We start from the raw sequence: 21,750 nt of genomic DNA, 5'->3' as shown, positions 1-21,750 counted from the left end.
TGCGACCCCTTCTCCCGCAGGTCCACAGGGCCTGGGGGAACCCATAAACCATTTTTTGTCCGTGCGGGTCCTTCCAGGATCCCCGGGCACCGTTCCTTTAAGGAGGATGCATGTCGACGAAATCAGCCCAAGCCGCCCAGACCTTTGTGAGGCCGAACACTTTCACCCGGGAAGGGGGCCTCAAGATCAAGCGCTACTTCTCGAAGAAGGGCGTCCATCCCTTCGATGAGGTCGAATGGGAACTGCGTTCCGCCGGCATCACCGACGAGAAGGGCAAGGTCATCTTCGAACAGAAGGACGTCGAGGTCCCCAAGAGCTGGTCGCAGACCGCCACCAACATCGTGGTCTCCAAGTACTTCCACGGCCTGATGGGCACCGAGGAGCGCGAGCGCTCCGTGAAGCAATTGATCCGCCGCGTGGCCGACACCATCGCCGAGTGGGGCAAGGACATGGGTTACTTCGCCACCGAGAGCGACGCCGAGATCTTCCATAACGAGCTCCTGCATCTTTTGGTCAACCAGAAGATGGCCTTCAACTCGCCCGTCTGGTTCAACGTGGGCATCGAGGCCCGCCCCCAGTGCTCCGCCTGCTTCATCAACTCGGTCTCCGACTCCATGGAATCGATCCTGGACCTGGCCAAGACCGAGGGCATGCTCTTCAAGTACGGCTCGGGGACCGGCACCAACTTCTCCAGCCTGCGCTCCTCCAAGGAGAAGCTCTCGGGCGGCGGCACCGCCTCCGGCCCGGTGTCCTTCCTCAAGGGTTTCGACAGCTTCGCCGGCGTCATCAAGTCGGGCGGGCGCACCCGCCGCGCGGCCAAGATGGTCATCCTGGACGCCGACCATCCGGACATCGTCGAGTTCGTGCAGTGCAAGGCCGAGGAAGAGAAGAAGGCCTGGGCCCTGATCGAGGCGGGCTACGACGGCGGCTTCAACGTCCCCGGCGGGGCCTATGACTCCGTCCAGTTCCAGAACGCCAACCACTCGGTGCGTGTCTCCGACGACTTCATGAACGCCGCGATGAACGACGGCACCTGGACCACCAAGTCCCGCAAGGACGGCAAGCCCATGGACAGCTACAAGGCCAAGGAGATCCTGCGGATGATCGCCGAATCCACCTGGATCTGCGGCGACCCGGGCATGCAGTACGACACCACCATCAACAAGTGGCACACCAGCTCCAACACGGCCCGGATCAACTCCTCCAACCCCTGCTCCGAGTACATGTACCTGGACGATTCCGCCTGCAACCTGGCGTCGCTCAACCTCATGAAGTTCCGCAACGCCGAGGGCGAGTTCGACATCGAGGCCTTCCAGCACGCGGTGGATGTCACCATCCTGGCGCAGGAGATCACGGTGGATAACGCCAGCTACCCCACCAAGCCCATCGAGCGCAACAGCCACGATTACCGTCCGTTGGGGCTCGGCTACGCCAACCTGGGCGCGCTCCTGATGAGCCGCGGGCTTCCCTACGACGGCGACGAAGGCCGAAACTACGCCGCCGCCATCACCGCCCTCATGCAGGGCGAGGCCAACCTGATGTCGTCCCGCATCGCCAAGGAAGTGGGTCCCTTCGCCGGCTACGCCCGCAATGAGGAGCCCATGCTCAAGGTCATGAAGATGCACCAGGCCGAGGCCGCCAAGATCAAGCGCGAGGGCGTCTCCGACGACATCTTCATCGCCGTCCAGCACGTCTGGAAGGAAGTGCAGACCCACGGGAAAGAATGGGGCTTCCGCAACGGCCAGGTCAGCGTTTTGGCGCCGACGGGCACCATCGGCTTCCTCATGGACTGCGACACCACCGGCGTCGAGCCCGACATCGCCCTGGTCAAGTACAAGAAGCTGGTCGGCGGTGGGGTCATCAAGATCGTCAACCAGACGGTCCCCGAGGCCCTTCGCAACCTGAAATACTCCGACAGCCAGGTGAAGGACATCCTGGCCTATATCGAGGCCCACGACACCATCGAGGGCGCGCCGCACCTGAAGACCGAGCACCTGCCGGTGTTCGATTGCGCCTTCAAGCCCATGAACGGGACCCGTTCGATCCACTACATGGGCCACATCCGCATGATGGGCGCCGTCCAGCCCTTCCTGTCGGGCGCCATCTCCAAGACCGTCAACCTGCCCAACGACGCCTCCGTCGAGGACATCATGCAGGCCTATATCGAGAGCTGGAAGCTGGGGCTCAAGGCCGTCGCCATCTACCGCGACGGTTGCAAGCGGTCCCAACCCCTCTCCACCAACCTGGGGGCCGACGGCAAGGCCGTTCCCAAGCCGGCGCGCCGCCGCCTGCCCGACGAGCGGGAAGCCATCACCCACAAGTTCTCCATCGCGGGCCACGAGGGTTACATCACCGTCGGCAAGTTCGAGGATGGGACCCCGGGCGAGCTCTTCATCACCATGTCGAAGGAAGGGTCCACGGTCTCCGGCCTGATGGATTCCTTCGCCACCGGCATCTCCCTGGCCCTGCAGTACGGGGTGCCCTTGAAGGTGTTGGTGAACAAGTTCTCCCACAGCCGCTATGAGCCTTCGGGCATCACCAACAACCCGGAAGTGCGCTTCGCCAAGTCGATCACCGACTACATCTTCCGTTGGCTGGCCCTGAAGTTCCTGCCGGCGGGGGAACGGGGCGCCGCCGAAGCCCATGACGGTCCGGCGGTGGAAACCGCCCATGCCGCCAAGGCCGCCGCAGCCGCTCCCGCGGCCCCGGCCAAGCAGGACCACAAGCACGCGAAGGCCCCTGATGAAACCTCGGCCGCCGATAAGCGCGACCAGGCCGTGTTCCAGACCCAGGCGGACGCTCCGCCCTGCCCGGAATGCGGGACCATCATGGTCCGCAACGCCGCTTGCTATAAGTGCCTGAATTGCGGTTCGACGAGTGGCTGCTCTTGATGAGTTAGGAGCGCTGCCCGCCGTTGACGATCTTGTCCCTCATGCAATGAGGGGCAACCTAAAGTTAGGCCGAGCCCCGCTCTCTCCGGAGGGTGGGGCTTTTTTGTTTGTTTCTAATGTTGAAAAAGATCAATAAGTTCCCATGGTGTGTTTTTTATTATTATTTTGTTCATATTTTGGGAACTTTCATGTATTGTTGTCATATGAGCTGGCAAAAGAGAAGTAATCGGGAAAGTAATGTTAATTATTCGACGCGATTTGTTGTTCGATTTTTATCGAAAACACCCTGATGCCAAGAGTTCAATCGAGGTTTGGATTTCTATTACAGAAAAGGCGGTCTGGAAATTGCCGCAGGACGTGACTAACACATTTGCAAAAGCGAGCATCTTAAAAGGGAGAATAGTTATCTTTGACATAAGAGGAAATGACTATCGATTAGAAGTCGAAGTCTCTTATGGCGGGGGATTGATAAAAGTCGTTTGGATTGGAACGCACAAGGAATACGACGTAAGAAATAAGACAAGGTGATGTAATGGAACCGCGAGTAATTAATACAGAAACTGAATATGAAGACTCGTTAACCGAGATAAACAGATTAATGGCTTTAGATCCGGCAGAGGGGACTCCAGAGGCCGAGAAACTAAAATTATTGGGTGTTTTAGTGGAGCGATATGAAAAGGGAGCTTTTCCAATAAGTTCCCCCAATCCTATAGACGCAATTGTTTTTCGTATGGAAGAGCGTGGGTTGAAACAATCAGATTTAATCCAATATATAGGCTCAAAAAGCAAGGTTTCGGAAGTTCTCTCAGGAAAGCGTAACTTGACCTTGCAAATGATTCGTTTGCTATCACAGGGGTTGTCAATACCAATTGACCTTCTTATCGAAAAGTCAAATGTCGGAGACTCAGTCGACATTTCTAAATATCCGATTAGTCCGATGAAGAAACTGGGGTGGATCTCTGGAAAAACCGAACGAGAAGTATTTGATTCTTTCGAATCTCTTTTTAAGAGAAAGGGAGCATTTTTGCCTTCGCCGGTTATGTTTCGAAAAACATTTGCAGGAAAAGGAAGCGATTCTTTCGATGTTTATTCACTTCATGCATGGGCAGCCAGAGTTTTAAAGGAGGCGGAAGACAAAAAAAATATTCCCGAGTATGACCCCGGGTTAATTACGGAAAAGTTTTTGAGGGGTCTTTCGAATCTGAGTTTAGCAAATGATGGCCCAAGATTGGCAATGGAACGCCTGCTGCAATTTGGAATTGTATTATTGATTGTGCAACACCTTCCTAAAACGAAATTGGATGGCGCCTCCTTTTTTACAAGTAAAGGGAATCCAATTGTTGGAATGACACTAAGGTTCGATCGTATTGATAATTTCTGGTTCACATTAATGCATGAATTGGTGCACATCAAAATGCATTTGAAGAAAAGTGAATTTTTCTTTTTTGATGATATTGATTCCGATGCATCCGATGAGTTGGAAAAAGAAGCGGATTTTTATGCGACAGAGTATTTAATTTCACGAAAAGATTGGACTAGAAGCGCTTTAGTTAAACAACCATCCGAAAAACTGATATTTGAATATTCCAAAATCTGGAATGTTCATCCGGCCATTATTGCTGGTCAGGTTCGGCGAGAAAAAAACAACTACATAAACTTTTCTAAACTGATTGGGCAGGGAGAAGTAAGAAGGCAGTTTGAATTTGTGCCCGTAAGGTGAGGTGAAAGATGAACGATCCTATTTATGTTCCGGTTTTAAAGGGTAAAGCTGGAGAATTTCACGCACTTAAGATGTTATCTGCTGATGTGGTCTCGGGAATAGTTCCTTTTATCGATATTCCAAATGTCGATTTAAAATATTCGGAAGAGCATCCGGATGGTATCCCGAAAAGTTCTCTCGAAATGCACTTGCAAAGAACCTGTGACAAGTTGATATCGTCTTGGGGATCTGAAATCTACTACGATTTATTTGATTTTGGTTTTAATGAAAGACTCGAGGATGGTTCACATCCTTTGAAATTTGTTGACGCCTATTTTGACAAACGCGGTATTCATGCCTTTCCAACGATAGGTTTTGATAGAGATGAATTTTATATTTCCGAATTCAAAAAAATCATTCAGAGAAATCGGCAAAAGGCTTGTTTGAGATTGTTCGAATTGGATATGAGGAACTATCAACAATCTCGAAAATGGTTTGAGGATTTATTGCGTCGATTGGTCAGCGGTAAAAATCATATTGGTTTTGATGTGATGCTGGATTTTAGGTCGATTAATCTATCAGACATTATTTCTTATACCCATTTGGCTATCGGAACGATTAACAAGATGCTTCGGCTAGGTTTGACGAATACATTTATTGTAGTCGCATCAAGTTTCCCGGAGACGTTAGGTAAAGTTAAATGTGATTCTGTTTTCAAGATATCGAGGCATGAAGTAAAGCTTTGGGAGGGTTTGTTCGAGTACTTTAAGAATGAAAATATAAATTTATTCTTTGGAGATTATGGAATTGTTCATCCTAATTTTTTGAACTTCAATCCGCGGAAAATGAGTCCGAGTGGAAAAATTCGCTATGCAACTAGTGGTGAATGGTTGGTGTTTAAAGGGCATAGCCTAAAAAAAGGATACGGGCAGTATCACAATTTGGCGAAGCAAGTATTTGACAATGAAGAATTCGATAGCGCGGACTATTCCTGGGGGGATGGGAGAATAGCTAAATGCGCCCAAGGTAGTGGATCAACGGGAAATCTTCAAAGTTGGGTTTCAATCGATACAAATCGTCACATTACTTTAACTAAGAATCAAATAATCAATTCTTTTTCAAAAACTATTTCTCCGGTACAAATTCCGCTACTTTTGAAAACAAAAAGCAACGAAGAGATTAACCCCAAAGATTGAAGCTTGAGAAATAAAAGGTGTAGAGAACAGATGGGCTAAGCCCATTTTTTGTCCCACCGAGCGAAGCGTCGTTATTCCTGTCTGGTCCAAGCTCCGGTCTTTACGCCTTTTCCCATAAAATAGACCTCGTATCAGCCATTTCGATCATCCAAAGGTAGCCATTGAGAAACCCCAAGTATCCGATGTCCAAGAACTATAAGAAGCCTTCTTCGGTCGAGACCTTTTTCGGGGTCATTGGTATTGTCTTGATCGGCCTTTTCAGCTTGTTGGTGGCTTCAAAGATCTATTCTTGGTATCTCCCTAGCCCCGAAACGGCGAGCTCTCTCAAACGACTTACCGCTTTCCTGTTCTTTCCCCTCTATCTCGCCATCATTCTCCCATTACTGATCGGTTACTTTCTCGCGGTCGCTGCGATCAAAAAGATGTTCGGGTTGGGGCCTTGGTCGGCGGATCGGGGCTTGGAAAGACCACAGGGTGAGGTGAAGGATGACCGCAAGGGTAGGCCTTCCACTCTCCCTTATTGGCTGATGGTGATCCTCTTAGGCGGTCTTTTCCTTGCCGGCCTTTATTTCATCGTTCAAGACATGCTGATACGCCATTTCCCAGGGGAAGATTGGGTGATCATCGTTTTTGCGTTATTGATCCTGGGTATCCCCGCGACGATCGGGATCTTGAGGATCCGGGAGATCAAAAAAGGGGTGCCCCAGCCGCCGAATGGGAGCCAAGCCCGGAAACCCCTGCCCCCTGGGGCGGCGGCCCTCCTGGTCGGGCTCATGGTGGCCCTTCTTCTGGGTGGTGGAAGTTTTATGATCTGGCGTACGACCGAATTCTTGAAGACGGCCCTTCCCACGACCGGGGTCGTGACCCGGTGGATCCATCATTCCAGCGGCCGTTCGGGCTACGAGGACCTTGAGGTCTGCTTTACGACGCAAAAAGGTGTGAAACTCACTTTGGAAAGCAGGAATCGCTCGGGCTTGGAGTTCTTGATGCCCAATGTCGGCCAGACGGTCAAAGTCCTTTATGACCCGACGGAACCGGCCGATTTCAGGGTGGACCAATTCTCGGAACTTTGGTCCCGGCCGATCTTGGCTTTCTTGATCGCCTTGGCCATTATCGTGGCGACCGTCATTAGCTACAGAAGGCGCAAAGCGCTCCAAGCCCCCTAAGTCGGTCGTCTCGACCGTTCTTCGAACAGGGACGCCTAGGCCCTAGCCCCCGTCGGTCCCGAACCACCCCTTCAGCAACCTCTTGAATAAGACCTTTTATCCGAAAAGGCTCGGCGCAAGCCGGACACCCCAAAAACCCTTATTTCTGCTGTCCAGAGACTGGACACTCAAAATAAGGGTTTTATGAAGAATTGGAATTTATTGGAAGAATAGGTTGGATGACTCCGTCTTGACGCCCCTGGGTAGCGGGGAAAGTTATGCGCCGCGCATAACGCAAAATAAGGGTTTCATAAAGGGCGCTTCTTACCAGGGATGGTTTTACCACGCCGTAGTAAAAAAGGGGCTCGGGAGGAAACCGAGGGGGCGATAGGCTCAAGATTTTGGCCCTAAATGGTTCTTTTACCTTTGTTATCCTTGCTGGGTCGAGAGGACTAGCGTAGGGTTAACCAACCCTGGAGGGTCCGTGAAGCGATCCACTCTTTATCTTGCATCGGCCCTTTGCGCTGTAATGGCCCTGTTCCTCGCTGGCTGCCCTTCGAACAGTAACAACAGCCCCACCAGCCCCGCGCCGCCGACCTCCAGCCCCACCCCAACGGCCACCAACACCTTGGTCAATACCGCCACCCATACGGCCACTTCCACCCTTACTTCAACCCCAACGTCGACCCCCACCTCCTCCAGCACAGCCACTGCCGTCAACACCCCCACGGATACCGTGACTTCAACGCCGACCGACTCCTCCACGGCCACTCCGTCCGCGACGCCGACGGACAGTCCCACCAGCACCCCGACCGTTACCCCCACCTTCACTTATTCCCCGACCCTGACCGTGACCGATTCACCCACCGCCAGCAACACTTCCACCCCGTCGAACACCCCGACCTCGACCCCCACGGACACGGTGACGCCAACCCCCACCATCCCCAGTTGGCACCAGGTGGGAACCACCGGTTTTTCCTCCGGCGCGGCGAATTACATCTCCCTCTATGTGGATAACGGGACCCCCTACGTGGCCTTCCAGGATGTTGCCAACTCAAAAAAAGCCTCGGTCATGAAGTACAGCGGTTCTTCCTGGAGCCCGGTCGGAAGTACGAATATCACGAGCGCTCGGGCCGATTACCTTTCCCTGGATTTCTACAACCACAACCCCTTCGTGGCTTTCCTGGACTATAGCGGCTCTCCGAACAACTCGCTCCTGGGGTACAACGGATCCACCTGGTCTTATGTGGGGGCCGCTAATTTTTCAACGCCGAATGCCCCTTATGCTTCGCTGGCCATCGACCCCTCGACCGGGACCCCTTATGTGGCCTTTCAGGACGCCCTCAACGGTTATAAGGCCAGTGTGATGACCTATAACGGGAGCTCATGGAGTTACCTCGGGGGTGCCGGCTTTTCGGCCGGGACCGTTAATAGTACGAGCCTTCGATTTTCTTCGGGCGCTTTGTATATCGGCTATGAGGACGGGTCCAAGGCCACCGTCGAGACCTACAACGGGAGCAACTGGGTAGCTGTGGGGCCCACCAGCTTTACTTCAGGGACCGCCCAATTAACCAATTTGTTCATGGACGGGACGACGCCTTACTTGGCCTATCAGGACGTCGCCAACAGCTACAAAGAAACGGTCATGAGCTACAACGGAAGCGCATGGATCGTCCTGGGTTCCAACGGGATCTCCACCGGAGGGATCGGCTTTAGCTCCCTGGGCGTTTCGGGCGGGACGGTGTACACGGCTTTTTCGGATGGCGGGCTCGGGAACAAGCTGACGGTCCTGAGTTACAACGGATCTTCCTGGTCCCCGGTCGGCGGAGCGGGCTTCACGCCTGGCGGCACCGATTATCCCTCTCTCTATCTTTACAACGGAATTCCTTACGTGGCCTATTCCGACCTGAACAATGGGGGCATCGGCACCCTCATGGCTTATTATTAAAGCGGAAGAATAAGGTTTTCTTCCGTAGTTCGTGTATCGACTTCATTAGGCCGACAAGTTCTTCTTCATCGAATCGAATCCCGCCCGCGAATCTTCCACGTACTTGATGTTCTTCTCCACCCATTCCCAGATGGCGTAGGCGTCCGGCGCGATAACGGCCGGGAGCCGGTCCCCCTCCATTCGAGAGGATTCCTTGGCAAAACACACGTTAATATTCATTTACCGACCTTGATACTTCGTCCGTTTCTCGCATAATTTCACCCATCTTTCGGCGGGAAGGCCCCATGAGATTCCTGAAGACCACCCTTATCCTATTGTTCGCGGGTTTCGTGGCCGTGAACCTGCCCGGTTGCGGCGGCAGCTCGCCGACCTCCCCCGCGCCCGTGACCATCATCGAACTGGTCACGGCCACCTTCACCCCGACCGGATCGGCCACGTCCACCCCCACGATCACCAGCACCGGGACCTCCACCTTTTCACCGACCGTCACCGATACCCCGACCTCCACCTGGACGCCGGTGACCATTTTCTCCACCGCCACCTTCACCCCGACGGGTTCGGCCACCGACACCTCCAGTCCCACTTCCAGCCCCACCGTGACGTCCACCTTTACCATCACCGATACCCCGACCTCGACCTGGACCCCGGTCACGATCCTCGTGACCCCGACCTTCACCTTCACTCCCACGCCCAGCTATACCGCCACCTCCACCGCCACTTCGACCGCCACCTCGACGGCGACGGACACGCCGACCGATACGCTTTCCCCCACGGTCACCCCGACGTCCACCGCCACCTCGACGGCCACCGACAGCCCCAGCGCCACCCCGACGGATTCGGCCACGTCCACGGGCACCGACACGGCCACCGCCACGGCCACTTCCACCCCCACGGAAACGGGGACCTCCACCCCGGCCATCGGGCCCACCTACGCGGCCGCGGTGACCTTCGGGGACTTTTCCTCCGTGGGAAGCATCACCAGCCTCTGCGTGAGCGGCGGCGATGTTTGGGTCCTGGCCTTCAACAAAATGACCCAGTGGACCGCCACCGGTTTGAATTCCTCGTCGGTGCCGGTCACGACCATCACGACCTTCAACGGAACTTCCACCTTCGCCCAACCTTCGCAGGTGGCCGCGGACCCCAACACGGGGAACATCTATGTCGGTGAAAAGGGAAGCGGCACGACCGGCCAGATCGATGTTTTCGACGCATCCGGGAACTACCTGACCTCCTTCGGCGGAAGCCTTTTCACGGTCGTCAACGGCGGGGCCGCGGCGGTGGCCGTGAATTCCTCCGGGACCACGGTCTATGCCGAGGATAGCGGGAACAGCCAATGCTACGCCTGGTCCATCACCCCCGGGGCACCGCCCACCTACACCCAGGTCGCTACCTTCGCCAATTCGGGGGCCGGGGCCCTGCCCGCCTTCGGCGGCAGCTATATGTCCTGGGACAACCTGGGGAACCTCTGCATCCAAGTCGGCAGCGTCATTTATAAGTACGATCAGGCCGGGGTTTACCAGCAGAGCGTCACCCTGCCCGGGGTACCGGCGGCCAGCGAGTCGGTCTTCGACGGATCCGGCGATATTTTCACGCTCGACACCTATTCCCCGGGGTACGTGGCCGAGTTCAACCCTTCCGCCGCGGCCGTGACGCACTATACGAACGGGTTCACCTATCCGGAGGGGTTGGACTTCGATGCCACCTACAACAACCTCTATGTCTCCAGCGGGCAGGGCAGTGTGGTGATATTCCAGAAACAGTGAAGGGAACGGGCCGGATCGAAATTCGGGCCTTGGGTCAAGGTAGGGCCGGGGTCTTCTTCCTTGAATCGAATCCCGCTCGCGAATCTTCCACGTACTTGATGTTCTTCTCCACCCATTCCCAAATGGCGCAGGTGGCGTAGCTGAGGGATTCCCCTTGGGGTGTCAGCTTGTAGCTGACCTGGGGCGGGATGGTGGGTTTGACCTTGCGGGTGACGAGACCGTCGCGCTCCAACTGCCGCAGGGTCTGGGTGAGCATCTTCTGGCTGATGCCCGGGATCGCCTTTAAAAGTTTGGACTGGCGGACATCGCCGGCGCCCTCCAGCACATCCAACACCATCAGGGTCCATTTGGTCGCGACCTGATCCAGGACCTCCCGGACCATGCGGACCTTCTTCGAGTGATCCGTCATTTTTTCCGCTTCCAATAAAGGCATTTCGAAACCTCCAGAGGTACTTCGGGGTGGTGGAGGCACCTGGGGGTGCCTTCTTTCTATTTTTCAGGCGGCGGGCCTATTCTTGTTCCGGCTGGTTCAAGGATTCAAGCGTCCACAAGTAAGGAAAATGCGGTCATTGCTGGGAAGAGGCGTATTTGAACTGGGGTCGCCACGTCGTGACCGCTCCCCTATTCGGGGAGCACTCCTCGCGATGACAGCGATCCAAATTTCAGGAGGTGATCCATGGCGGGAACCATGAAGGTCATGCAGGTCAGCAAGGCGAACGGTCCATTCGAGTTGGTGACAAGGCCCATCCCGGAACCGGGACCCCGCCAGGTGCGGATCAAGGTGCAGGCCTGCGGCATCTGCCACAGCGATTCCTTGGCGGTGAGCGGGGCCATGGCGGGGCGGTTCCCGGCGGTGCCGGGCCATGAGGTGGTCGGCCTGATCGACGCGGTCGGCGCCGGCGTGGACAAGTGGAAGGTGGGACAGCGGGTCGGGGTGGGTTGGTACGGCGGCCACTGCGGTGAATGCGAACCCTGTCGCAAGGGCGAGTTCGTGAGCTGTGAGAAGGGCTCCATCCCCGGGATCACCTACGACGGCGGTTACCAGGAATATATGATCACTTCCACCCAATCGTTGGCCGCGATGCCGGAAAGCCTCGATGGCGTGGACGCGGCGCCGCTCCTTTGCGCTGGGCTCACCACCTTCAATTCGCTTCGCCATAGCGGGGCCTTGGCGGGGGATACGGTGGCCGTTCTGGGGCTGGGTGGCTTGGGTCACCTGGGGGTGCAGTTCGCCGCCAAGATGGGCTACCGGGTGGTCTCCATCGCCCGGGGCGCCGACAAGGCCGAGCTGGCCAAGAAGTTGGGCGCCCACCACTACATCGACAGCACGAAGGAAGACCCGGCCAAGGCCCTTCAGGCCCTGGGCGGGGCCAAGACCATCCTTTCCACCGTCACCAACGCCGACGCCATGTCGGCCACCATCGGCGGGCTCGGCTTCCAGGGCCGTTTCGTGCTCTTGGGCGTGGATTTCAAACCCATCCAGGTGAACATGCTCCCCCTGCTCATGCGAAAACAACACATCTTGGGTTGGCCCAGCGGCTCTTCCATTGATTCGGAGGACACACTGCGTTTCAGCGAGATGACCGGGGTGAAGTCCATGAACGAGGTCTATCCCTTGGAAAAGGCGCAGGAAGCCTATGACCGCATGATGAGCGGCAAGGCGCGCTTTCGGGTGGTGTTGAAGGTGGGGTGACCCTGGGATCGGGTCCTCTTGCGCCCTTTTGGCGGGAGATTGGCGGCCGAAAGGGCGGGGAACCGGCTAACACAGATCATAAAGAAACTTCTCGAACGCTCCTAGGATGAGGCCCATAGGTTCTTTGGGGAGGATCTTCATGCGTTCCATCGTCGCCGAGCCGGCCCTGGTGGCCTGTTGCGGCCTCTATTGCGGGGCCTGTCCCTCTTATTTGAATGGGAAGTGCGAGGGTTGTCGGAAGAGCCGGAAGAACGGATGGTGTGCGGTCAAAAAATGCGTGGAGGCGAGCGGGATCCGTACCTGTGCGGAATGCGCGCGTTACCCGGACCCGGCGCAATGCAAGAAATTCAATAATTTCATCTCAAAGGTCATGGGTTTTGTCCTCAACTCGAACCGTGCGGCCTGTGTGGCGGAGATCAAGCGGGTGGGTCCGAAGGTCTTTGCCGAGGAGATGGCGGAACGGCGTCGCCGGACCATGCCTCGGTCTTGAGGGTCCCCACTAAAACTTAAAAGGAAAAAAGAGGCCGGGGGCCGTCGCGAGAGGATCTGGGGCGGTCCGATTCCCGCCGCTCCCTTCCGGTGGATTGCAAGGACAATCTTCGCGTCCGCCGGCGACAGGGAAGATGGAACGGGCCCCGGGGGAATGGCGTGTTAGGATGTTGGCATGTCGAATCGGAAGGAGGCCCTTCCATGGCGAAGAAGAAAGCAAAGAAAACAGCGAAGAAAAAGAAGCGCTAACCACAAGCACTTGAGAAATTTGTGGTCCGAACAAAAGCCCTCGCGGAAACGCCGGGGCTTTTTTATTGGAAGGTCATTCGTCCGGGTTAACCGTCACGCCGTGATTCCCCCCATATAAAACCCTTTTCCCGGGCGTTCGGGACTATAGTTGAAGTAAGACCTACCCCTGCAGCGGCCCCTTCGCGGGACCTTCCGACGGATACGTCCCGAAAGGAAGCCCGCCGTGAAACGCCCCAAGACCGTCTGCCAAAGTTGCGCCGCCCCCCTCCTGATCGATTACGACCACGGAAGCGAAAGCGACGGCTCCCCCTCGGAGCTCTATTGCCGTCGTTGCTACCGGCTGGGTTCCTTCACCGAACCCAAGATGACCGCCGAACAAATGCACGAGATCGTCCGGGTCCGGATGGTCGAATTGCGTTTCCCCCGGTTCCTGGCCAAGCTCTCGGCCAACGGGATCTATGATCTCCAGCGTTGGACGATCCCCGAGACGGTGCCGATAACGGCCGCGGTGGCCTCGGCCAAGAAGTAACGCCCGGCCGACCCGAAGTCCCCTGATCCCCAGGCCCTGGTCCCAACGACCGGGGCTTTTTTTATGTCCGGCCCCAGGGCCGGGCCGAATGCTGTTGGAGGGAGTGACGGGACAGGCGGTCCACATCGTCCTTGTGGATGGCCAAGACCTGCAGGGCCCCATGGAAAAGCGTGTTGCCCATTTCGGTCGAGGTCTTCACGCCGGCCACTTCGGCCAGGAGGCCCAGGGGGAGCCGGTATTGGGGAAGCTGGAGCAGGATCTCCAGCCTTTCTCCCGCCGATAAGGGGTTTTGACCCACCAGGAAAAGGCGGCTCTGGAACAGGTCCCGGGTGATGGCCCGGTGCAGGGTCGAATCCCTGGAAAGCTGGGCCAATTGTTTCAGGCCGGTCTGCCGGTAGGAGGCCTGGGTTTGCAGGTCCCGGGCCTCCGACGGGTCCAGCCGCCGGAATTGGGCCTTCAGGGTGGCGGAAATACGTTGCTGTTCATGCTTCTCGATCCATCCGTTCTTCATCGTTCCCCCCTCGTTGATCCTCGTTTTCGATTTCATGGATGGACTATGCGGTCCTCGCGTAGAAAAAAACCATGACCGCCGGGACTTTTAACGGGGAATTTCGAAGAGGGATGGAAAAAACTATGGGAACGTTCTTTGTCGGACAAATAGGCGGCAAAAAATCATTTCAAGTTCCACGGCGGGAAATGTTTTTAGCCGGGGTGGGCGCCGGTCGACGGAACAGGTGATCATTCATGGATGGCCTGGGAAATAAAAACCGATCCAGGGGATTGGGACCGAGGCATCGGTACGGCCCGGCCAACGGCGGTAAAGGTCAGGGCGTATCGATCTTGATGAGCCCGGCGACACAACCGATGTAAAGATGGCCGGCGCCGTCGAAGGCCAGGCCGAGGCCGGAGCTGGAGGTCGTGAAGGAAAAAAGCAGGTTCCCGCTGGTGTCGAATTTCTTGATGTCGCTGGAATCGATCACGAAGATCTTGCCCGAGACCGGATCCACCGCGACTTGGTCCGAGCCCCCGCTCAAGCCCCCCGATCCGCCGAAGGAGACCCCCGCCGAAAGGGAGGGGTCCGAGAACGAGTAGATCTTGGCCGTCGCCAGGGAGTTGTTCCCGCAGACGTAAAGAGTGTTGGCGCCATCGAACTCGATGGAGCCGGGGCCGCGGAGCCCGATGCCCGTTGTGGTGACCGGGGTGCCGGCGGTGGCCACGTTGGTGGAGAAGTCGTAGCTGTAAGGGACGATCCGGTTATCCCCGTTGTTGTTATCGGAGACGAAGACGTTCCCGGATCCGTCCAATCCGATCCCCCTTGGGGCGAAATAGGTCCCGGAACCGAAGGAAGTCACGGGCGCGAAGGCCGAGCCCGTGTCCCGATAGACCCGGATGACGTTGTTGGACGAGTCGTCGATGAAAAGGGTCACGTTGCCGCTGGCGATGGTGGTGGCCAGGCTGGCGTAGTAGCCCGAGGGCATGGCGGTCTGGTAATCAATGGAGATGCTGCTGCCGCTGTCCGTGAAGCGATAGAGATTGCCCGTGTAATCGCATCCGTAGAGATGGCTGTTGGTATAGGAAAGCGCCTCCAAATAGGCGGTGCCGTTGCTCCCGACCGGGGTCACGTTGGGCGTGGAAGTGGCCGTGTTGGTCGGTGTCCCGGTGATGGTGGGGGTGCTGGTGGGTTCTCCGGGGGAGGATGGATTATTCCCGGGACAACCGATGAAGAAAAGGGAAAGGAACGGAAGGGCAAGGACCGCCAGGTATTTTGTTTTCATGGCAGGGATTTTGGTCAAAGGGACCGGTGAATACAAGATGGATGGGCCGAATATTAACGGGATGTTCCGGCGTCGGACGGATCTTGGGCCGATCAAGTGGATACGATAAAACAAAAGGCCTTGGTCCAATGACCAAGGCCTTTTTTAGTCAATAGGGTGCGGCGCAACCTTAGGGACGGTGATCGTCGTGATGGTCGTCCTTCCAGTCGCGGTGGTCGTCATGACGGTCGTCCCGCTTGTCCCGGCGGTCTTCGCGACGGTCCTCGCGGCGGTCATGACGCATTTTGGGGCCGGGGTGGGGGGCGGGCCGGTAATGCTCGTGCAGGGCCCGGTAGTCACGGTATTGGCCCCGCAGTTTGACCACTTCCTCCGCCGGGCGGTGGTAGTACTCGGAGGCGAAACGCAGGTTCACCATGTTCACGATGTCCGCGTCCACCAGGGCCACATGGCCACGGTGACGGTAGAAATCGTAGTAGTGGGCGTAGGGAGTGCCGACCACGGAACCGTTCAATTTCACGTAGAAGATCCGGGGGTTCAAGCGGTAACGGCCCAGGATGTCCACCCAGGAGGCGCCGCCCGCGCGAAGGTCCACAACCACGCTGGGGGCCACATGGGCGCGCTTGGCGATGAAGAAGACCACGGGCATTTCCTCGTCGGGGATGTGCCGCTGCTGGCAGACTGCCACCTGTTCCTGGGGCGCTTGATAATAGCTGCCGATGGCCAGGTAGAAGGCGTTACCGTTGGGGCCGGCCGAGACCCCCATTTGGACCTGCGCCATTGCCGCTACCGGGATCCCGATGGCCAGGCCGACGAGCCCAACGATACGTTTCACTCGATCCATGATGTTCCTCCAGGAATTGAACGTTCAGGGGGAAGACCCCTGGTCCTTCCCCTATGAGACGTTCCGGCGGTACGAAAAGTTCGATGTCCCATTTCCCCCGCAACCAGGCCCTTTCCGGTCCATCCCGCCCTTTAGGTGGGAAGGGAGGACTGGATGGGAGCTTGAGGGAAGGGTTGGATCGTCCATCCGCGGCTGAAGGGGGACGCCGGGGAGGGCGGTGTTAAGGATCGGCTAAAAGATCCAGGCCATCTTGTGTTGTGAAAATCCCGCCCGTAGGATTTACCCATCCTTTTTCGAAAGGCCTTCCATGTTCCCATCCGATGTTCCGTTCCGGTCCTCTTGGAGAAATCTCATGGGAGGCGCTCTTTTCTCGACCCTCCTGATCCTCGGGGCTCTGCTTTCCGGGTGTCCCTCCAACAACTCGACGAATCCCACCCCGCCCGCCCCGACCGGGACGGCGACCACCACGCCGACCACCACCACGACCGATTCGCCCACCCAGACGGCCACCCAAACCCCCACGCAAACGCCCACTTCCACCTCCACTTCCACGGCGACCGCGACAGCCACCCATACCTGCATCCCCTCGGTCTTTGGGGATTCGGTCCAGGACAGCGGTTTCACCAGCCCGGCCGATTTCTCCACGGTCTATTTCAGTGATTTTTCCCCTTCCGCCGATGGGACCTTGAAGGACATCGAGATCTACATGATCTCGAACAACCCGGTGTCCTTGCAGGGCGCGGTCTATACCAGTTCCGGCGGGGTTCCCCAGAACCTGGTGGGGGCCTCCGCAGTGACCTATTTGGGCACCGGCGGGGCGAGCGCCTGGGTGACCCTGGGCATCGCGGGGAACGCGCCCGTGAGTTCGGGCACGACCTATTGCCTCTGTATCTGTGATGAGGGCGGCGGGGGAGGCTTGGCCCCTGGGTTCTTCAGCGGCAGTACGGGGAACAATTTCGGGATCGGGAGCCTGACCAGTGGGAACCTTTCCAACACCCCCAACAGTTGCAACATATACTCCAACTATCTCGACATCCGGGCGGGCTACTGCCAGTAGGTGGAAAGGAGCGTGGAAATGCTGCGTGCCATCCCTTTTCTCTTGTTCGACGGCAACTGCGCAGAGGCCATGGCCTTCTACCACTCCTGTCTGGGCGGGGAATTGACCGTCACCAAGCTCGGCGACAGTCCGATGAAGGACCTCCTGCCCAAGGACAAGCACGACCGGACCATCAACGCCCATTTAAAGAGCGGGGCCGTTGAGATCTCGGCCTCCGACTGGATGGCGTCCCCCGCCTTCGAGCCTAAGCAGGGCAATACCTCGGCTATCTTCGTGATCGGACAGGGGTATGAGGAACTTAAGGCTGTTTTTGACAAGCTTTCCAATGGCTGTGAAAAGTCCCGCTTCCAGGACCTGCATGACCTGCCTTTCGGCACCTACGGCCAGTTCTATGACCGCTTCGGGGTCCAGTGGATCTTCAAAGGGGACAAAAGAGGGTAAGACCGGTCACTGGAAAGGCCGAAAGGTCGAGACCAGACCGTCGAAAAGTTTTTCCGCCGTTTTGACCGGGTCCCAATGCTTGGGATGCAGGTCCATCACTTCCGGGACCGCGCTGTTCATGAACCCTTCCAACCGGTACTTGCGCTTCCCATATTGGCCCTCATAGACGATCGTCACCATCCGGTGGCTCATGGCCGCGTCCATGGCCATGCTTTTGGTCAGCTTCATGCGGCCGATCATCAGGAACCCGTCCGGCTGCACTTCCCCGGCGGGCGGTTCGCCCAGATCCTTTTGGTCGAGGGGCGCGGTATAGAGGGTCAGGGTCTGCTCGTTGACCCAGGCTTCCTTGGCCTTGGGCCGGGTGATCCTCAACACGCAATCGCCGGGGCGGTCCAGCGTGGAGCCCTTGGGATAGCGCAGGTAATAGCCGCAGGTCTTGTTCTGGATGGACTGGGTGGCGGATGTCTTGGGTTTCTTGGCCTGGGCGGCAAAAGGCGCGAGCAGGATGAGCGCCAGGGCGATGGGGAATAGGAGGTTCTTCAAGATGACGTTCCGCATGTCCGCTCCTTAAGTCTTCTTGAGGATGACCTTTAGGGTGGAATGGTCGATAGGGCCTGAATGGTGTCCGTGGACCACTTTCCAATCCCCATTCTTTCGACGGATGACCGCGGTCATCCGTTCCTGGAGGGACCGCAGTTCTTTGCCCGAGGGGTCCACCCCCCGGAAGGTGACGGTGGTGGTGAGCCAGGCGAGGTCGCCCGATGTTTCCAGATGGGTGTCCTGGAACTCCACCTGGCACCTATCGGCGCCGAGCGATCCGAGCCAACCCTTGGCCATTTCCTTCCAAGCCGGGAGGCCTTCGAAAGACCAACGGCCCCACATGTCGAAGACATGGATGGCCGGATCAAAAAGGGCCGCGAAGGCCTCGACATCCTTTTCCCAGACCGCTTTTTGATAGGCGGGCAGGAACTCCTCGGGTGAATGCATGACCAACCTCCAGGAAAGACCAGCGGCTTCATCTTACACTTGGGGCGTCGGTCAAAATCACGGTTTTGGGGGGATTTAATCCCACTTGTTCGATTGCGCCGGTCTTAGGGATTGGGTATTTTCCTTTCACTTCCCTGGAGGCCCCATGAAACATCCCACGTTCCTCGCGTCGCTCGTCTTGGCCCTTGGCCTATCGCCCTGGACCTTTGCCCAGACCTATACCGTCACCGCCAACAGTGGTGGGACCGGCGCCGGGTCCTTGGGCGCGGCCTTGAATTCCGCCGCCGGCGACGGGGCCTCCACGTCCGACACGATCAACTTCGGCCCGCTCTTCAACAGTTTCACCAGTATCCTTCAGACCGGTTCCTACACCTCGGTCACCAAGAACGCCGGGACCACCCTGACCGTTTCCGGTACAGGGGTCCTCACCCTGTTCCTGGATGGGAGCGGCAATCATTACACATCCTTTGATTTCGGCGGCGGCGGCACCCTCTCTCTCAACAACATGTCCATGCAAAATGGGGTCGTCAGCATCGGGAGCGGCAGTGTCCTGGAACTCAACACGGTCCGGGATTTTCCGGGGTCCGTGACCATCACCGGAGGCGGGGGTTTGCTGGTGGCGGGCGGGTTCAACTATCTGGGCGGGCACAATGACTTCACCGGTGGGATCACCGTCACCAACGGCGCCACCCTCCAGGCCGATCCCGCGAGCCTTGGGGACACGGCCACCACCATCACCCTGGACGGTGGAACGCTGGAAGGCGGGCTCCAGGGATTGTTCGTGTCGCAGACCATCCAGATCACCGCGGCCGGCGGGACCTTGAACGGCAGCGGGGATATCGATGGGGACATCCTCGGCAGCCACGGGGTTTCCTACGTATCGGCCGGCGTTACGCTCTCCGGGAACAAAAGCTATACGGGGAACACCTGGGCCACCAACTCGTCCTTCGGCTTCTACCAGTCCGGCGTCTTCGGGAGCGGGCCCGCCACCCTTTTCTTCGACAATGTGGGATGGTTCACCACCGGTTCCGTGACCATGACCCAGGACATCGACATCACCAACAACTTCACCCTGGACGAACACTATCACGACGATGTTCTCAACGGTACCCTCTCGGGATCGGGCAACCTCATCCTCGACGACGGGGTCACCGTCGGCAGCCTGACCTTGACCCAGGCCAACAGCTATAGCGGATCGACCACCGTCAACGGGGGGACCCTGGCCTTGAGCGGGAACGGGACCTTGGGGGCGGGTCTCTTGGCCATCGGCGCCAACGGCAATTTTGACATCAGCGCGGCGTCGGCCCCGGTGACGGTTCCTTCCGTGACGGGCGCGGGCACCATCCACCTGGGCGCCAACCAACTGGTCAGCGGGTCCGACAACAGTTCCACCACCTTGTCCGGCGCGATCGGCGGGACCGGGGGTTCCTTCATCAAGGTCGGGACGGGCACCCTGACCCTGGGAGGGGCCAATAGCTTCACGGGCGGGCTGCTCCTTGATTCGGGAGCCATCCTGGCGGCCAGCAACTCGGCCCTCGGCGCCGGTTCGGTGACCGTGGCGGGGGGGACCTTGGCGATGGCCGGCGGCCCCCGGACCCTCAATATCGGCGGCGACTATGTCCAGGGTTCCGCGGTGACCTTGAAGATGGGCCTGGCCAGCGCCTTCCCTTACGACCAATTGAACATCGCGGGCAACGCCAGCTTGGCCGGTGCCTTGACCATCTTCAATTACTCGGTCATCGCTCCCACCTCGGGCCAATCCTTCCTGTTGCTCCAGACCGGGGGGACCGTCTCGGGGCGGTTCGACAACGTGACCGATCCTTTCACCACGGTGCGCATGCTTCCTATCTATGAGCCCACTCAGGTCTTCCTGGTGGCAGTGCTCCCTTCTTTCACCGCCCTGGCGGTGACGCCCAACCAAAAGGCCGTGGCGGCCGCCTTGGACCAGGCCTTCGGGAGCGCGGGGACCCAGGACCTGACCATCTCCCTGGGCCAGCAAACGACCAGTTCCTTGCCCTCGAACTACGACCAGATCGCGCCCACGGGGATCCTGCCGGTCTTCCCGATGGGTTTCGCGGCCGCCCGGGCGCAAGCCGACATGGTCTCGCGCCGTTTTTCGAAAAGGGCCGGGGATGATGGACTTTCCCGCACCGCCCAATGGGGAGGCCGTGAGGTGCTTTTCGCCGGCGACCTGCCGGCGTCCGAGGAGGCCTCCATGGCGAAGGGGGCTTCCGGCGCCTGGGGCCTTTTCGTGGAGCGGCAGAGCGTTTCCGAGAGCCTCGCGGGGGACGCCAACGCCCCCGGCTACCAATTCACCTCCAGCGGCCTGACGGCGGGGCTGGAGAACCACTTGTCCAAGGACCTGATCCTGGGACTGCTCCTGGGCTATGGCCAAAGCGATAGCGTGCCGGGCGCCAACGGCGCCGTGAACGCCACCGGGGGCCAGGCGGGCCTCTATGCGGGATGGCGGGCGACGGACGCCTATCTGGAAGCCTCCTTCGCGGCCGGCCTGGACCGTTATCAGGTCCAGCGGCCCAGCTACGGCGGATATGCCGCCGGTTCCACGGGCGGCACCCGTGTCAGCGGTCAACTGGGCGCCGGGTTCGACACCGACCTGGGTCCGACCCGGGCCGGGCTTTTCGCCTCGGGCCAATATGTGCATGTGGGGGTGGATGGTTTCACCGAGACGGGATCCCTGTCGCCGCTCACCTTCCCCGCCCAGGGCGAGAACTCGGTGGTGAGCGACCTGGGGACGAGGGCCTCGCGGCGCCTGGCCGTGGGCGACCTGATCTTCGACCCTTCCCTGAGCCTGGCCTGGGAACACCGTTACGAAGGAAGCTCGGACGCGTTGAGCGCGGGCTTTTCGGGGAGCGGAGCCTTCACCGTGACCGGTCCGACGGCCTGGTCCGACGGCCTGGCGGCGGAAGCCGGCCTGGGGGTGCGCGTTTCCCGAACCTTCAAGGTCTCCATGGCCTTCCGCGACCTGGTGGCCTTCGGAAATGGCGGCAGCCAGGGCTTTTCGGGCGGCCTGGATATGGGGTTCTGAC

19 protein-coding genes are annotated in these 21,750 nt (G+C 58.2%); 12 read left to right on the top strand and 7 right to left on the bottom strand.

From position 1 onward, the window contains the following. Positions 1 to 110: 110 nt before the first annotated feature. From VHE12_00320 to VHE12_00300, 5 genes are all read left to right on the top strand, one after another. Positions 111 to 2,891: a vitamin B12-dependent ribonucleotide reductase gene (locus tag VHE12_00320; GenBank protein HVZ79222.1), complete on the top strand. Its 2,781-nt coding sequence runs from the start codon at positions 111 to 113 to the stop codon at positions 2,889 to 2,891. 598 nt (positions 2,892 to 3,489) lie between these two features. After that, entirely contained in the window at positions 3,490 to 4,611 is a 1,122-nt protein-coding gene (locus VHE12_00315; protein ID HVZ79221.1) for an ImmA/IrrE family metallo-endopeptidase, read from the top strand. Positions 4,612 to 4,619: 8 nt separating this feature from the next. Continuing rightward, positions 4,620 to 5,786, top strand: coding sequence for a beta family protein (locus VHE12_00310; GenBank protein HVZ79220.1), 1,167 nt, complete (start codon positions 4,620 to 4,622; stop codon positions 5,784 to 5,786). 161 nt (positions 5,787 to 5,947) lie between these two features. After that, positions 5,948 to 6,952 (top strand): DUF3592 domain-containing protein, encoded by a 1,005-nt coding sequence (locus VHE12_00305; GenBank protein ID HVZ79219.1) that lies wholly within the window; start codon positions 5,948 to 5,950, stop codon positions 6,950 to 6,952. Positions 6,953 to 7,415: 463 nt separating this feature from the next. Then, positions 7,416 to 8,879 (top strand): hypothetical protein, encoded by a 1,464-nt coding sequence (locus VHE12_00300; GenBank protein HVZ79218.1) that lies wholly within the window; start codon positions 7,416 to 7,418, stop codon positions 8,877 to 8,879. 45 nt (positions 8,880 to 8,924) lie between these two features. Here VHE12_00300 and VHE12_00295 read toward each other — a convergent pair whose 3' ends face one another. Next, positions 8,925 to 9,098, bottom strand: coding sequence for a hypothetical protein (locus VHE12_00295; protein HVZ79217.1), 174 nt, complete (start codon positions 9,096 to 9,098; stop codon positions 8,925 to 8,927). Between the two features lie 65 nt (positions 9,099 to 9,163). On the opposite strand from VHE12_00295, the gene VHE12_00290 reads away from it, so the two are divergent. Further along, on the top strand, positions 9,164 to 10,642 hold the full coding sequence (locus VHE12_00290; GenBank protein HVZ79216.1) for a hypothetical protein: 1,479 nt from the start codon (positions 9,164 to 9,166) through the stop codon (positions 10,640 to 10,642). Positions 10,643 to 10,676: 34 nt separating this feature from the next. On the opposite strand, the gene VHE12_00285 is transcribed toward VHE12_00290, so the two are convergent. Then, positions 10,677 to 11,075 carry a helix-turn-helix domain-containing protein gene (locus tag VHE12_00285; protein HVZ79215.1) on the bottom strand — a complete coding sequence of 133 codons (399 nt, stop codon included), beginning with the start codon at positions 11,073 to 11,075 and terminating at the stop codon, positions 10,677 to 10,679. A gap of 243 nt (positions 11,076 to 11,318) precedes the next feature. Between VHE12_00285 and VHE12_00280 the strand changes: the two genes are divergently transcribed. The 3 genes from VHE12_00280 (at position 11,319) to VHE12_00270 (ending at position 13,602) form a co-directional block, all read left to right on the top strand. Further along, positions 11,319 to 12,335: an alcohol dehydrogenase gene (locus tag VHE12_00280; GenBank protein ID HVZ79214.1), complete on the top strand. Its 1,017-nt coding sequence runs from the start codon at positions 11,319 to 11,321 to the stop codon at positions 12,333 to 12,335. 139 nt (positions 12,336 to 12,474) lie between these two features. After that, positions 12,475 to 12,825 carry a DUF3795 domain-containing protein gene (locus tag VHE12_00275; GenBank protein ID HVZ79213.1) on the top strand — a complete coding sequence of 117 codons (351 nt, stop codon included), beginning with the start codon at positions 12,475 to 12,477 and terminating at the stop codon, positions 12,823 to 12,825. A gap of 471 nt (positions 12,826 to 13,296) precedes the next feature. Further along, on the top strand, positions 13,297 to 13,602 hold the full coding sequence (locus VHE12_00270; protein ID HVZ79212.1) for a zinc ribbon domain-containing protein: 306 nt from the start codon (positions 13,297 to 13,299) through the stop codon (positions 13,600 to 13,602). A 61-nt stretch (positions 13,603 to 13,663) separates the two neighbouring features. On the opposite strand, the gene VHE12_00265 is transcribed toward VHE12_00270, so the two are convergent. The 3 genes from VHE12_00265 to VHE12_00255 form a co-directional block, all read right to left on the bottom strand. Continuing rightward, on the bottom strand, positions 13,664 to 14,149 hold the full coding sequence (locus VHE12_00265) for a hypothetical protein (GenBank protein HVZ79211.1): 486 nt from the start codon (positions 14,147 to 14,149) through the stop codon (positions 13,664 to 13,666). Between the two features lie 277 nt (positions 14,150 to 14,426). Continuing rightward, positions 14,427 to 15,377, bottom strand: a complete 951-nt coding sequence (locus tag VHE12_00260) for a hypothetical protein (protein ID HVZ79210.1) — start codon at positions 15,375 to 15,377, stop codon at positions 14,427 to 14,429. A 169-nt stretch (positions 15,378 to 15,546) separates the two neighbouring features. Next, positions 15,547 to 16,218: a hypothetical protein gene (locus VHE12_00255; GenBank protein HVZ79209.1), complete on the bottom strand. Its 672-nt coding sequence runs from the start codon at positions 16,216 to 16,218 to the stop codon at positions 15,547 to 15,549. A 307-nt stretch (positions 16,219 to 16,525) separates the two neighbouring features. On the opposite strand from VHE12_00255, the gene VHE12_00250 reads away from it, so the two are divergent. Next, a complete protein-coding gene (locus VHE12_00250; protein HVZ79208.1) occupies positions 16,526 to 17,275 on the top strand; it encodes a hypothetical protein in 750 nt (249 codons plus the stop codon). Between the two features lie 18 nt (positions 17,276 to 17,293). After that, complete coding sequence (locus tag VHE12_00245) at positions 17,294 to 17,716, top strand: VOC family protein (GenBank protein ID HVZ79207.1); 423 nt, start codon at positions 17,294 to 17,296, stop codon at positions 17,714 to 17,716. Positions 17,717 to 17,722: 6 nt separating this feature from the next. Here the strand turns inward: VHE12_00245 and VHE12_00240 are convergent, their stop codons facing one another. Further along, positions 17,723 to 18,274: a hypothetical protein gene (locus VHE12_00240; GenBank protein ID HVZ79206.1), complete on the bottom strand. Its 552-nt coding sequence runs from the start codon at positions 18,272 to 18,274 to the stop codon at positions 17,723 to 17,725. 9 nt (positions 18,275 to 18,283) lie between these two features. Further along, entirely contained in the window at positions 18,284 to 18,703 is a 420-nt protein-coding gene (locus tag VHE12_00235; protein ID HVZ79205.1) for a nuclear transport factor 2 family protein, read from the bottom strand. 145 nt (positions 18,704 to 18,848) lie between these two features. On the opposite strand from VHE12_00235, the gene VHE12_00230 reads away from it, so the two are divergent. Then, positions 18,849 to 21,749, top strand: coding sequence for an autotransporter domain-containing protein (locus tag VHE12_00230; protein HVZ79204.1), 2,901 nt, complete (start codon positions 18,849 to 18,851; stop codon positions 21,747 to 21,749). Position 21,750: the final 1 nt, after the last annotated feature.

Source organism: bacterium (assembly GCA_035549195.1).
Lineage (GTDB): Bacteria > Oederibacteriota > Muellerivitia > Muellerivitales > Muellerivitaceae > DASZRK01.
This window is presented reverse-complemented; position numbering and strand designations above follow the sequence as displayed.